The 15,199-nt window shown below is 45.6% G+C and carries 8 protein-coding genes; 7 read left to right on the top strand and 1 reads right to left on the bottom strand.

What is annotated here, in order from left to right:
• Positions 1-201: 201 nt before the first annotated feature.
• Positions 202-1,101: a histone deacetylase family protein gene (locus BMY70_RS02680; RefSeq protein WP_090331676.1), complete on the bottom strand. Its 900-nt coding sequence runs from the start codon at positions 1,099-1,101 to the stop codon at positions 202-204.
• Positions 1,102-1,607: 506 nt separating this feature from the next.
• Between BMY70_RS02680 and BMY70_RS02675 the strand changes: the two genes are divergently transcribed.
• From BMY70_RS02675 to BMY70_RS02645, 7 genes are all read left to right on the top strand, one after another.
• Positions 1,608-2,207 carry an RNA polymerase sigma factor gene (locus BMY70_RS02675; protein WP_090332611.1) on the top strand — a complete coding sequence of 200 codons (600 nt, stop codon included), beginning with the start codon at positions 1,608-1,610 and terminating at the stop codon, positions 2,205-2,207.
• 171 nt (positions 2,208-2,378) lie between these two features.
• Positions 2,379-3,320 carry a FecR family protein gene (locus tag BMY70_RS02670; RefSeq protein WP_090331674.1) on the top strand — a complete coding sequence of 314 codons (942 nt, stop codon included), beginning with the start codon at positions 2,379-2,381 and terminating at the stop codon, positions 3,318-3,320.
• 33 nt (positions 3,321-3,353) lie between these two features.
• The gene (locus BMY70_RS02665; protein ID WP_229209446.1) at positions 3,354-6,881 is read left to right on the top strand and encodes a SusC/RagA family TonB-linked outer membrane protein; all 3,528 of its coding nucleotides are present in this window, start codon (positions 3,354-3,356) and stop codon (positions 6,879-6,881) included.
• Positions 6,882-6,900: 19 nt separating this feature from the next.
• A complete protein-coding gene (locus BMY70_RS02660; RefSeq protein WP_090331672.1) occupies positions 6,901-8,496 on the top strand; it encodes a SusD/RagB family nutrient-binding outer membrane lipoprotein in 1,596 nt (531 codons plus the stop codon).
• Between the two features lie 44 nt (positions 8,497-8,540).
• A complete protein-coding gene (locus BMY70_RS02655) occupies positions 8,541-9,164 on the top strand; it encodes a hypothetical protein (RefSeq protein WP_090331669.1) in 624 nt (207 codons plus the stop codon).
• Positions 9,165-9,298: 134 nt separating this feature from the next.
• Complete coding sequence (locus tag BMY70_RS02650; RefSeq protein WP_090331667.1) at positions 9,299-12,061, top strand: M14 family metallopeptidase; 2,763 nt, start codon at positions 9,299-9,301, stop codon at positions 12,059-12,061.
• Positions 12,058-14,808: a M14 family metallopeptidase gene (locus BMY70_RS02645; RefSeq protein WP_090331666.1), complete on the top strand. Its 2,751-nt coding sequence runs from the start codon at positions 12,058-12,060 to the stop codon at positions 14,806-14,808. The genes BMY70_RS02650 and BMY70_RS02645 overlap by 4 nt, the downstream gene beginning before the upstream one ends.
• The last annotated feature ends 391 nt before the right edge of the window (positions 14,809-15,199 follow it).

The raw sequence follows: 15,199 nt of genomic DNA, 5'->3' as shown, positions 1-15,199 counted from the left end.
AAGCTTCGGGTACAGGCCCGCCCAAAAAGGACCGGTAATACCGGTCCGTAGGAATACTAGTCCCACCGCTTTAAGAATGCACCTGAATGCCGGTAAAAGATAGGATGTCTGCCTATGCAAGCGTGGGCAGACAAGCTGCTAAGTTAAGCGGAGCCTGCTGTGGGAAGATTTTTTAAAGTAAATGCAAGCTGTAAATACTTTTCAATAGATGTCTGCGGCGGCCCGGTAGGTATTTGCGTGCGCTTCCAGAATGGTGCGAAGCTCCGCAGAATATCCGCCTCCCATACTGCACTGCAGCGGAATTCCATGTTTTTTTGCCAGTTGAAAGATCATCTGGTCACGCTGGCGGCAACCTTGCAGCGTGCATGCCATACGGCCGATCTTATCGGTATAAAGTATGTCGACGCCTGCCTGATAGAAAATAAAATCGGGCTTTACCTGCCCGATTAGTCCGGGCAGTATTTCGAACAGTGTTTTCAGATACAGCTCATCGCCGGTTCTATCGTCAAGGCCAATATCCAGATCACTTTTTTCTTTGCGAAACGGATAGTTGTTTTTTCCATGTATTGAAAAAGTAAATACCAAATTACGATTCTGGAAGATGTTTGCTGTCCCATTTCCCTGATGAACGTCAAGATCTATGATAAGTACTTTTTGCGCTTTCTTATGGTCAATCAGGTACTGGGCTGCCACCGCCTGGTCATTGATCATGCAAAATCCTTCACCGTGATCATAGCTTGCATGATGGGTTCCGCCGGCAATGTTGAAAGCAATACCGGTTTGAAGAGCCATCAAAGCACCCTGAACCGTACCGCCGGTAATCAGTAGTTCCCGCTCAGCCAGCAGTGGCGACTGGTGAAAGCCGATTCTTCGCATTTCTTTCGGGCTCAATCGTCCCTGAACGAAACGATCCACGTAGTCACGCTCATGCACGGCATACACGGGCTGAAGAGCGATGGGCTGGGGGGTGAAAAAATCAGTCTTTTCTACGATACCTTCCCGAAGCAGCTGTACGGGAAGTAGCTCGTATTTATCCATCGGAAAGCGGTGCGTCTGCTGTACGGGGTACTTATATATGGGGTCAAAGGCAATTGGAAACATTTTCTGCGTTTTTGGCCAAGGAGATTTTCAAATTTACGCGACTTTCTCAGCCATCTTCAAACGGGGCAAAAGATTTAAAGAAAAAAACGTTAAAATCTGAAATGGCTTAGATGGTATGGGACTGATCTTGTAGGTTAAAATGGATTTAAAAGCCTCAGACCGGGATCAATACCTTTGATTATTGGTTCGTCAACAGACATTGTTTCGCGTTGCAAACCGGCAGAAAGTCAGCCAAATAAATCCGGAACAGTGGCGCAGCACGTCAGGATTCACTGCCGACTATTATGATTTTATTCATAATTCAATATTAAACAATAACTTTTGTATAAAATTTGCCAAAAATCGAAAAAAAAGATATAATTGTTATAGATAAAACGGTTTAATGAAATTAAAAATGGCTCTTATTTCTATTGAGCATATTTTATTTCAACTTGAAACTGATGTTTATTAGCTGCGCCTTTAGTAAATCAACACGCAATGATAATATTTTACATCAATTTGAAATCATGAGCCCGTATACGGATGAAAAATCACTGATAAGGCATGTTTCGCAGGGAGACCCAAAGGCCTTTTCCGAAATCTATGATCGATACAAACCAGCCCTTTACCGTTTTGTTTTTAACATTTTGAAATCTGCGGATCTGACAAATGATACATGCCAGGAAATCTTCATAAAGATCTGGGAAGACCGCACCAAACTTGAGGAAGTACTTTCCTTTAAGTATTACCTGCTGACGGTTGGCAAAAATCATAGTCTGAATGTTTTAAAAAAAGTATTGCAGGAAGAAAAAACCCACGCCATTTTTATCCGTAATTATATTGAGATCAACAATGAGATCGAAGAAAAAATGCAGTTTGATGAATACCAGGATTTTATTAATTCTGTGCTTTTGACGCTGCCGCCGCAAAGCCGGAAGATTTTCAAGTTGTGCCGCTTACAGGGAATGTCTTACGATGAAGCCGCATTGATCGTCGGCGTTTCACGCAATATCATAAAAAAACATATGGTCAAATCCATGAAAGTTTTCCGCGTTGCGGTTGAAAAAGATCTTGGAATTGCAGTGAATGTCTTGTCTGCAATGTCTTTTTTTGCCTGCGAATACTAAAAGTTACGGTCCTAACATATTTTATTTTAACTGGAAGAAGCAAAATTAAATTCTTATTTATATCACTTTATAAGTCAATAATATAAATAATTTCTAAATAGACGGATTTTTTATTTTATGGGGGACCCTTTGCTGCGGTGAAAGTTGTCTTACAGTTAAGACTCCAGAAATATGATCGATCCTGATTTTTTAGACCGGCTTGTTGAGCGGTATTATACAAATTCAGCAACAGCTGAGGAGTTGGAAGTATTTATTCATCTGCAAAAAACGGGAGTGCTTGATGAAGCCTTGAATCTGTATCTGGAAAAGATCATTCAGCAGGAGGCTTTTCAAACGAAGGAAGTTGCAGAACGAAAGATTCGCAGATCCTGGAATTGGCAAATAGCAGCCAGTATTTCTGTACTGATGGGGTTTTTAGCCCTTTGGATTGTTAAAGAAGGCCAGTCTCAGTATCTCGAAATTAAAACAGACAGATTTAAGGAAAAAATAGTTGTGTTACCCGACGGCTCACGCGTCACACTGAATCGTAACAGCGTGTTTTCATATCCTGAAAAGTGGAATGGTACAATCCGTGACGTTAGGCTGATTTCAGGAGAAGCATTTTTTGAAGTAAAAAAAAATAAGCAGTATCCTTCCTTTGTCGTGCATACGCCGGACGGATTGGATATCAATGTTTTAGGGACCGAATTTAATGTTTTAAACAAGAAAGGGGATACTAGAATCTATCTTCAAAACGGTAAGGTAAAAATCAAAACACAGAATCAGGAAGTTTTCCTGGAACCCGGGCAATTGGCTTCCTTCAATGGCCCTGCGGATAGCTTGACGGTTAAGCCTGCTAGCGGAGAGCTTTGGCTGGCTTGGAAAAATGACATGTTTTATTTCGACGACACCAGGCTTTCAGACATTAGTCTGGTTTTGGAGGAATATTATCACAGACAGGTAATTATCAAAAATGAATCTTTAACAAGTTTACGTTTTACCGGGAAAATTTCCCGAAATAATATCGATATGGTGCTAAGAATTCTATCCAGGACGCTGAATGTAGAAATCACGCAGCACAACGAACAGATTATCATTGAAGATTCCGGGAAGGTTAACCCCCTTGCAGATTAGTACAGAACCTAACTACAATTAACTTTCAAACTTATGAGATCAATGTTATCCAGGAAGAAATTTCTGTGGCTGATGCTGCTATTGCCTTGTACAGGCCAGGTAAAGGCTCAGGCGCTCATCTGGGCGCGGGGCAACGGCAGTGTGCAGTCGGCAGTTTCCAAAGGCCGGCCTATTGCGCTTACGGATGCTTTGCAGGAAATTGAAAGAAAACATCACGTTACTTTTGCTTATCAGAAAGGTCAGGTTGCGGGAAAACGTATATCGCGGGCGTTAGGTAAAAATGAGCGCATAGAAGTTTATCTCAAAGAAGTATTAGGCCCACTGAATCTGTCTTTTGAAAAGTTTCAAAAAACCTTTGTGATTTCAGAGCCTGTTAAGACCGTACCGGTGAAGACAATTGTTGTCCCTTCGGCAAAGGCAGCCGATGTGCGTGTAAAAGGTAAAGTGACCGCACAGGATGATGCAAGCGCGCTGGCTGGTGTCAATATCATCGTGAAGGGAACACAGATTGGTACCACAACAGATCAGGATGGTAATTATTCTCTGCAAGTTCCTGGAAAAGAGTCTGTTCTGGTTTTCTCTTTTCTTGGTTTTACCACGTTCGAAACCGAAGTTAAAGACAGAGCCATTATCGATGTTTTGTTATTTTCGGATAGCAGGCAGCTGAGCGAGGTAGTGGTTACTGCTGCCGGTATCGAGCGGCAGGCCGGTACACTGGGCTATTCTGTGGCAACGTTGAAAGCTGAGGATCTGGCCCAGAAAAATGAGCCTGATCCCATGCGCGCGCTTACCGGTAAAATGGCGGGTGTAAACATTCAGGGTGGAGGCGGCGTCGCGGGTGGTTCTACTAATGTGACTATCCGGGGTAATTCTTCACTGGGAAACAATAACCAGCCGCTTTATGTAGTGGATGGTGTTCCTTTCGATAACTCCACCTATGCTCCCTCCGGTGACCGTCAGACCCAGAGCAACCAGGCCACAGCAAGCCGCGCTTTTGATATCGATCCCAATAATATTCAAAGTCTCACCGTACTTAAGGGTGCAGCCGCGGCTGCGCTATATGGTTCGCGTGCGGCCAATGGAGCGATTATTATTACAACAAAAGCGTCTGCGAAAAAGGGAAAAAAAGGGACTGAGATCACGTACAGTACTTCCTATTCCATGGAAGAAATTGCAGGGCTTCCCGACTACCAGCATACTTACGGACAGGGTACCAACTTCGATTACCGGACAGCGGTTTACGGTTCGAACGGCTCAGCTTACAGCAGCCGCGAGACGATTCCGCATCCGCTTGCCAGGCCTGGTTACAATTCAACTGATTTTCCTTCTTTTTACATGCCCGACGGCGTCACGCCGGCGCAGGTCCCTTACCAGTCTTACGCAGGAAAAAGTCAGCGGGATTTTTTCCGTACTGGTTCTGTTTTTGAAAATGGGCTGACCATCAACAGCGGCAGTGAAAAGGGAAATTTCACGCTGGGCGTTGGCCGGACCACTAATAAGGGTATTGTTCCGGGGAATGAAATTTCCCGTACTTCTTTTAACGTTGGAGGAAACATCCGGCTGGACAATAAATTTTATGCCCGGGGTACGATCAATTATGTAATGACTGACCAGAAAAGTCCTCCGATTGGCGGAAGCGGAGACATCATGAGTAACCTGTACTATCTGCCAACCAGCTACGATCTGTCGGGACTTCCGTTTGAGAATCCTAACACAGGCGCAAACGTGTATGACCGTGACGGCCTTGATAACCCTTACTGGTCTGTTAAACACAGTCCGTCCACATCCAATGTCGACCGTTATTATGGAAATTTTGTTTTAGGTTTTGATCCGCTGCCCTGGCTTAATATCCAGAATACGGCCGGTTTCAATGCCTACACCGACAGACGTGTCAGTGTATTGGGAAAAGGGTCTTCGGTTTATGCTAATGGAACCATCAACACAGACAACATTTACCGTCAGGAACTTGATAATACACTTTTATTTACGATAACAAAGGAGTTTGGTACGGATTTATCTCTGCGCGCTATTTTGGGGAATAATATTAGCCAGAGAAAAACAGAGCGCTCAGCGTTCAGCGGTGACAATATCATAACGCCTGGGATAAACGATATCAGTAATACTTCGACAATAACCCTGGGAAGCCTGCCTAATAACCGGGCAAAGATCAAACAGCGCTACTATGCCTTTTTTACCGATATCACGCTGGATTATAAAAAATATGCTTCCTTGAATATTGTTGCCCGAAACGATGTTTCATCAACCCTTCCGGCTCAAAACAGGAGTTATTTTTACGGTGGGGCAAATGGCTCTTTCATCTTCACGGAAGCATTTCAAATGCAAAATAAAATACTGACTTCCGGAAAGGTCAGACTTGGTTACACGCGTGTGGGAAATGAAGCGACGCCGTACCTTACGGCCAATGTTTACACGGCAAATGCGGATGCAAACGGCCTTGGAGCGCCTTTTTCAAATGGGACTGTGACCAATATCAGTACGCTTACGATGTCAGACATTTTAACTAACGCGAACCTAAAGCCGGAATTTATTACAGAGTTCGAGACGGGGACAAATCTAGAATTTTTGCAGGGACGTTTCTCGCTTGATTTTACTTATTATCATAAAAAAAGCACCTCACAGATTTTTACCGTCAAGTCGGCGCCTTCGACTGGCTATACCGACAGGATCATCAATCTTGGTCAGACATCAAACAAAGGAGTTGAAATAACGCTAGGGGCAGTTCCTGTGGAGACTGAAAATGGTTTCAAGTGGGAAGTGGATGCAAATTTTACAAGAAACCGCAACATGGTCGATGAGCTCGGCGGATATGCGCAGCTTGTCTATGGTAATAATGTGCATATCCCCGGGCAGCCTTACGGGCAGATCTACCGGGGACGCTACGCGCGGGATGAAGAGGGGAATATTTTGGTAAACCCACAAACTGCAAAACCAATATCGGCCTCAACAAGCGGCCCGATCGGCAATCCGAATCCAAATTTTATGGCCGGTATCAGTAATACGCTTTCCTTCAAAAAATTCACTTTCGGCGTACTTTTTGACTGGAAACAGGGTGGCGCCATTTATTCGACGAATGTTGGAGAGGCCATGGCACGTGGTGTGAGCAAAGATACCGAGGACAGGTACCGGATGCTGATCGCTCCGGGTGTCCTGGGTGATGTCAATACATTGCTGCCGCTCAGGGATGGTGAAGGAAATAAGATCGCTAACAACACAGCCATTACCGTGATTGACTATTATTTTTCAGGTGGTTATGGTCCGGGCGGTGTTGCGGAAGGATCAGTCTTTGATGCAACCGTATTTCGTCTTCGTGAAATATCGCTGGGGTATCAAGTTCCGGCGCGTCTGCTGAGCAAAACACCCTTTGGCTCTGCTTCACTTTCAATCAGTGGAAGAAATCTTTGGTACAACGCGCCTAATTTTCCAAAATATATGAATTACGATCCTGAGGTCAGCACCGGATCTTCCAACAATGCGGGCGCGGACTCTTACGGCGTGCCGACTACCCGCCGCTATGGAGTAAACTTACGAATCAGCTTTTAATTCAGTCAAAACCGGAAAAATGATGAGAAAAAATATAAAAATATCCGCGTTACTTGTTCTGCTATTTCTGGCAAGTTCATGTAGTGATTTTGTGGACATCAACGATGATCCCAATAATCCGACCCAGCCCACATTGAGTCTGCTGCTGCCTTCCACGCAAATCTCTTTGGCGAGCTATTTCAATTCAGTAAATGGAGGAGGATCAGCTGTAATGCAGCATTTTGCATCCGGAACATTAAACCGTTGGAATCAGACCGGAACCTCTTTCTCAACAGCCTGGTCAGGGTTTTACACTGCAACCATTCCTGATCTTGAGACAGTGATCCGCGAGGGTACTGCTCAGCAGGCCTGGGGTTATGTCGCGATTGCTAAATTGCAAAAAGCATATCTGTATTCGATCATGGTGGATCTTTGGGGCGATGTGCCTTATTCACAAGCGGTAAGTGAAAATGCCAACCCGGTGTTGGATAAGGGCGTGGATATTTACACAAACTTATTTGCTTTGATCGATGAAGCTTTGGTTGATATGGATAAGAATTTTACGATCGCTGCAGGCGCTGATATTTTTTACCAGGGGTCAAAAGTGAGCTGGCAGCGGATGGCTAATTCTCTGAAATTGAAATTATTCAACCAGATTCGTCTTTCAGACCGGCAGAAGGCGGAAGCGGGTATCAAAGCGTTGATTTCCAGCGGTGTGCTCATTGTCGATAATGCCCAGGATTTTGCTTTTCAATATGGTACAAACGTTACACCCAACGCCAGGCATCCCTGGTATGTCAGCTGGTATGGCGCAGGAAGGGGCGGTTATGTCAGCATGCCGCTGGTTAACAATTTAAAAGACAGCGATGACCCTAGGCTTCGCTACTACGTCTTTCGTCAGAATTCAAATGTAGGCCTGGCTAATTCGATGAACGGTGAGGGCTATTATGGCCGTGAACCTGGCGACGGAGCAGCTTCTCCCGCCGATGCGAATACCAGGGCATTAATCGGAATTTATCCCGCGGGAGGTTTGTATGATAATGGAACGATCCGGACGCTGACCGCTGCGAACGTTTATCTGAATAATACGGGCGCTGTCTCAACCTCAACGTCGAACTCTTTTAAAATTCCCTTATCAACTTCCGGAGATGGAACCGGCGCAGGCATTCTCCCTTTAATCACCAATGCAATGGTAAAATTCATCAGGGCAGAGGCTGCTCTGAATCTGGGAACAGGAGAGGACGCCGCCCAACTGCTTGCCGACGCAGTCGCCGCACATCTGAACAGCGTTAGCACGCTGGCTGGGAAAAACAAAGGAACAACTTTGCCGGCAGCCACGATTACGGGTTTTGCCAATAAAATAAAGACGCAGTTTGCTGCGGCAAACGATGCTGGAAAAATGGAGCTTTTGATGACTCAGAAATGGATTGCCCTATTTGGTAACGGTGTGGAATCCTACAATGATTTCCGCCGGACAGGTCTTCCAAAGCTTGGTGATCTGGTTTCTCCGCTGGATGTTTTTCCGATGCGTTTTTATTATTCAGAAACAGAGCTTACCTCAAACGAGACGTTGATCAACGACCGGGAAGCGATTCAAAGGGCGCAGCAGACTACCCCCGTCTTCTGGGATAAATAGTCAATAGCAGTAAAAATATATACTCAATTTTTAAACTAACCAGTATGAAAAAGTTCTTTGTGTATAGCCTGTTGCTCGTCTGTTTGTTAAATGATTCCTGCAAAAATGTAGAATATGACTGGGAAAAAGCAACAACCGGTGCTGCGCCGAAAGTTACCGTTAACATAGCAAAGTCTGCCTTACCTACGGTTCAGACCGGAAATGTTTCGTTTTTTAATATGAAAGAAGCGGACTATGCTACCAAACAGCAGTTTGAATGGACGCTTGATTATTTTGATTTTGGAAGAACAACCGTGCAGTCGATCGATGTATACCTTAGCTTTAACAAGCGCGAATCAAGTCCGCCGGCTTATCCGATAGTTTTTTCACTTGCCGGAGAATTTCCTAGCATACGTCAGTTTCCGTTACCAAGTACAGTGCTGGCCACAGACAAACTCTATGAGACGGTTACGAGTTTTCCTAAAACCTTTACGCTCACACCTGCCCAGCTTGCAGCATTTACAGGTACAAATCTGAGTACAGTCGGGGTGAATGACTACTTTTTGTTCAAATTTATTTTGACCATGGGAGATGGCAGGAAAATTGTCCAGTATCAGGAAAATGCCTGTGACGAATCGCGTGGCGAACCCTGTGACTGCCGGGTTGGCGTCCGTTTTAAAAATCAGTGAAAATGTGTCTTGTTATAAATGCAAAGGAATTGGATTCGGGGGGTACCTTGATTGTGTCAAGAAACGTCTTCTGAGTATCCCAAACATTTATCATGGCTATTCCAGTTTACTTATTAACCACTAATCAGTTCACTATGATACGAATACGTTTATATGTAGTACTGTTCATTTTTTCAGCTTCGTCATCGTTTGCCCAGACTATTCCCACACCGAAGGAACATTTTGGCTTTACAATCGGCGAGGATTACAATCTGGCCACATTTACACAGGCGGAGGCCTATTTTAAAAAGGTCGCTGAAATCTCAGACCGGGCAGAATATGTGGATATCGGCCCGACCGAAGAGGGTAGACGACAGCCGATGATGATCATTTCTTCGCCTGCCAACCTTAAAAAATTAGATCGTTATAAAGAAATTTCTCAAAAGCTGGCGCATGCCGAAATAACTGAGGATGAAGCCCGCGCCCTGGTTATGGAAGGCAAACCGGTCATTTGGATCGATGGCGGCCTGCATGCAACCGAAACTGTTGGTTCGCACCAGCTTATTGAAACATATTATCAGCTGGTCAGCCGCAAGGATCCGGAGACGATGAAGATTCTTGACAATGTGATCATTTTGCTTTCTCAGGTTAATCCTGACGGTCAGGAAATTGTAGCGAGCTGGTATATGAACGAGAAAGATCCCAAGAAGCGAAATATGAATATTCCCCGGTTGTATCAGAAATATGTAGGTCACGACAACAACCGTGACTTTTACATGATGAATATGAAAGAAACAACCAATACTTCTTTGCAGCAGTATGTCGAATGGCTTCCGCAGATTATCTACAATCATCATCAGACTTCACCCGCAGGTTCGGTGGTGGCAGGTCCGCCTTACCGCGACCCGTTTAACCACCTTCTTGATCCGCAGATTATTACCGGTGTTGAAGGCGTTGCCGCGTCGATGATCAACCGTTTGCATGTGGAAGGCAAACCTGGCTATACACGGCTTGCAGGTTCTGTGTTTTCGACCTGGTGGAACGGAGGACTGCGCACGACACCTTATTTTCACAACATTATAGGCATTCTTACCGAAATCACCGGCAACCCGACGCCGATGAAAATTCCCCTGGTACCCGAGCGTCTGATCCCAAACAATGCTAATCCCTTTCCGGTCATGCCTCAGGACTGGCCATACCGCCGTTCGATCGATTATTCTGTTTCGCTCAATTATGGCATTCTCAATTATGCAGTACGCAATGGAGATGAGCTGATGTATAATATTTACAAAATGGGAAAAAGCTCGATTGAAAAAGGAAACAAAGATACCTGGACGTTGTATCCCAAATATTCTCAGGCGGTCACCGAAGGATTTGAGGCCTCGAAAAAGTCAGCTCCTGCTAATCGTGCGCGTCCTGACAGCGTTGCTGCTCCGGCTTTTGGCGCCAATACAATTCCTCAGAAATTTTTTGATACCGTTTATACCAATCCGGTGCTGCGTGACCCCAGAGGATTTATCCTGCCTGCCGATCAGACGGATTTTCCAACAGCCGTTAAGTTTATCAATGCGCTGATCAAATCGGGTATTCTTGTTCACAAAGCGACCGCACCGTTTACAGTGGAAGGTAAAAACTATCCTGCCGGTTCATACATAGTGAAATCAGCACAGGCATTCCGTCCTCACGTACTGGATATGTTCGAACCTCAGAACCACCCAAATGATTTTGAATACCCGGGCGGGCCTCCGATTCGTCCGTATGATGCTGCCGGATGGACGCTGGCATTTCAGATGGGCGTAAAATTTGACCGTATTTTAAATGCTTTCGATGGGCCGTTTGACCGTATACCGTACGGTCAGGTTCAGCCGATGCCTGCTGCTGCGACGCCGTCTTCGAAAGGCGGATATCTGGTGGATTCGCGGGTAAATAATGCGTTTATGGCTGTTAATGATTTGATGAAAGCCGGTATTGAGGTTTACCGTACAAAAGATAGCACAGCAGCGGCGGCTGCGGGATCCTTCTTTATTCCAGCAAAAGGAAAATCCATTCTTCAAAAAGCAGGTGCAAGTTACGGCGTCAAATCATTGGCGATCAGCGAACGTCCGTCATCCATGGTCAAAGTTGCTCCCGCACGTATAGCGCTTTTTGACAATTACGGAGGCTCGATGCCCTCGGGCTGGGTGCGCTGGATGATGGAACAGTATAATTTTCCTTTCAAAGTAATTTATCCGAAGGACATTGACAGCGGCGGACTCGCTTCTAAATATGACGTGATCTTGTTTATTGGTGGAGGAATTCCTCCCGTCAACGCGGGCAGCGGAGAGGGAAGAGGTTTTGGAAGACAGCCTAAACCGGAAGAAATTGCAGAACAATATCGTCCTTGGCTGGGTACGATAACACCGGCCAAATCAATACCGGAACTCAAGAAATTCATGGAGGCTGGTGGTCAAATTGTTACCGTTGGTTCGAGCACCACACTGGCGTATCATTTAGGATTGCCTGTAACGAATGCCTTAACCGAGGTCAATGCGAAGGGCGAAACCAAAAATCTTTCCGGAGAACGCTATTACATCCCGGGTAGTATCCTTAAAGTTTCCTTCAACAAACAGGCGCCTGCAAACTGGGGAATGGCCAGCGAAGCGGATGTCGTTTTCAGCAATAGTCCTGTATTTCATATCGGGCCGGATGCTGCCATCAAAGGACTTACACCGCTCGCATGGTTTTCTTCGGCCAAACCGCTGGTCAGCGGATGGGCGTGGGGTGAGACTTATCTGAAAGGTGGCGTCGTGGCTTTTCAGGCGAAAGTTGGAAAGGGAAAACTTTACGCCTTCGGTCCGGAGATTACCTTCCGCGGACAGTCGCATGGCACCTTCAAGCTGTTATTCAATGAACTTTATAAAACGAACCTGACCGAATGAGAAATGTATTTAGCCGTTTTTTGATAGCGGTACTGCTCGCAGCAGTACAATCCGCGTGGGCACAGATCCCGACGCCAAAGGAGCATTTTGGTTTTAATATCGGCGATGATTATCAGCTGGCCAATTTTACGCAAACTGAGGCGTACTGGAAAAAACTGGCCTCGGTTTCTGACCGGCTCAAACTTACCGTAATTGGCAAAACAGCCGAAGGACGAGATCAGTATATGCTGATTGTGTCCTCGCCAGAAAATCTTAAAAAGCTTGACCGTTACAAGGAAATTTCTACTAAAATGGCCAGGGCTGAGGGTGTCACCGAAGAGCAGGCACGGGCTATGGCAGCAGAAGGGAAGTCTATTGTGTGGATCGACGGCGGTCTTCATGCCACAGAAGTTGTCGGCATACACCAGCTGATCGAGACCATTTATAATGTGGTCAGCCGCAGCGATGCAGAAAATAAAAGGATTCTTGATAACGTCATTATCCTCTTCACGCACGCAAATCCAGATGGGCAGGAGCTTGTATCGGACTGGTATATGAGAGAAAAGGATCCGGTAAAACGTAAAAATGAAGGGATACCCAGATTGTATCAAAAGTATATCGGCCATGATAACAACCGTGATTTTTTCATTCAGAATCAGGTGGAGAGCCGCAACATGGGTAAGCAGCTTTTTGTTGAATGGATCCCGCAGATTATGTACAATCACCATCAGCGCGGACCGGCGGGTTCAATCCTGGCCGGGCCTCCTTACCGTGATCCGTTTAATTATGTTTTTGATCCGATGATGGTAACCGGAATAGACGCGGTGGGCGCGGCCATGTACAACCGGCTGAATGCAGAAAATAAACCAGGTTTTACCCGTCTGACCGGTTCTAGTTTTTCAACCTGGTATAACGGCGGACTTCGTACGACAACACATTTTCATAATATGATCGGTATTCTAACCGAGATCATCGGCGGGCCCACGCCAGAGCCGGTGCCGCTGGTTCCTGAGCGTTTAATTCCTAACAACAACACACCGTTTCCGGTGACACCTCAGAAAACCTGGCATTTTAAGCAATCTATCGATTATTCTGTATCGCTGAATTATTCCATTCTGGATTATGCCGCGCGTAACAGCGATCATTTGCTTTACAATATTTATGTGATGGGTAAAAATTCAATTAGGCGCGGAAGCAGCGACTACTGGACACCGACGCCAAAACGAGTCGACGAAATTAATGTGGCTTACAAAGCAGATCAGGCCAAAGCCCGGCCAAGAACACCAGAATCGGCGGCGGCTGGCGGCGCTTTCCGTGGTGGCGGAGGTATCCCATCAAAATATTATGATGATATTTTTCAGGCACCTGCCAAGCGTGATCCGCGGGGATATATTATTCCGTCTGATCAGGCTGACTTTCCAACTGCGGTCAAATTTATTAATGCATTGGTAAGAACCGGGATCCAGATTGAGAAATCCAAATCAGCCTTTACAGTGGCTGGCAAAAGTTATCCGGCCGGATCGTACATTGTCAAGACAGCCCAGGCTTTTCGGCCGCATATCATTGACATGTTCGAACCTCAGGATTATCCTAATGATTTTCAGTATCCGGGTGGCCCTCCGATCAGGCCTTACGATGCTGCCGGTTGGACCCTTGCATTTCAGATGGGTGTAAAATTTGACCGGATTCTGGAAAGTTTTGATGGTCCGTTTGAAAAGATGCCTTATGGAACGTTGCAGCTTGCAGCTGGTAATGTGGCTTCGGGATCAGCGGGTTATCAAATCAAGGCGAGTGTGAATGACGCATTTATAGCGGTAAATGATCTTTTAAAAGCAGGCGCGGATGTTTACAGGCTGTCGGACGGAACTTTTTATATTCCTCAAAGTACAAAATCAAAAAGTGTTGTCGAAAAATCATCGAAAGAGCTCGGAATCCAGATTGGTGCAGTGTCTAAAAAACCGTCTGGTACAATGCAGAAAGTGGCCCCGCTCAGAGTTGCGCTCTGGGATACCTACGGTGGTTCAATGCCTTCGGGTTGGGTTCGATGGATGCTTGAGCAGTATCATTTTCCGTTCAATGTGGTTTTCGCAAAAGAAATTGATGCTGCCGATCTGCGCAGTAAATATGACGTGATCGTATTTGTAACCCGGGCGATTTCAGCCCCTTCGGCGCGCGATTCAGTAATGAATGCGATGTTTGCCAGCAGAGGTCCAAAAGAAGAAGAAGTCCCCGAAGAATTTCGTTCGATGATCGGGACCATCACAGCTTCCAAATCTATTCCACAGTTAAAGAAATTTATGGAAGCTGGTGGCAAAATCGTCACCATCGGCAGCAGTACCGGTCTTGCTTATCACTTAGGATTACCAGTTCGTAATGCGATCGCAGAAGTGACAAAAAATGGAAGCAATGAACCGCTTCCATCAGAAAAATTCTTTATTCCGGGTAGTCTTTTGAATGTAAGCGTTGATACTACGGCCAAGGCAAGCTGGGGGATGAGTGCTAAAACGGATGTTTATTTCGATAACAGTCCCGTCTTTACCGTATCACCTGACGCCATTGCAAAAGGGACGATCAAACCGCTTGCCTGGTTTCCTAATGCGAGCCCGTTACGAAGCGGGTGGGCCTGGGGGCAAGCCTATTTGCAAGGTGGAGTGGCGGCCTTTGAGGCGAATGTCGGAAAAGGCAAGCTGTATGCTTTTGGCCCGGAAATCACATTTCGCTCGCAGTCACACGGAACCTTCAAATGGCTGTTTAATCAGCTTTATTAGTGGGATTCAACAATTTTTCAAGGATGTTTTGATGTATTTTGTGGCGGGAAGAATTGCTTTTGGCAGTTCTTCCCGCTTTTTGTTATCTAGCACCCGGTAAAATTAAAGTGGTGCAATCCAAACTGCGTCTGATTTAGTCATGCGTTGTTCTTCCTTGTGCTGCGAGCCAATTTTTTAAAAATATCCATTTAGGCAGACCGCATTTCAGGGCCGGAAACTCAGATGGGCAAGTGTCTTTGCTTTTTGGAACCGGTAATGTTTAAAGGTTAAGCAACCCGGTAGCAAACTTTGCGACGGCAGGTGCCGATGTTTTCGAACTACGTATAATTTGCACTTTTCCCAAACAATTTTAAAGAACTTCAAAGTTAGTAGCATCGCTTTAAATGTGAAG

The organism is Dyadobacter koreensis (assembly GCF_900108855.1).
In the GTDB taxonomy this organism is placed as follows: domain Bacteria; phylum Bacteroidota; class Bacteroidia; order Cytophagales; family Spirosomataceae; genus Dyadobacter; species Dyadobacter koreensis.
The sequence above is the reverse complement of the archived record's forward strand: the minus strand, read 5'-3'. Positions and strand labels throughout refer to the sequence as shown.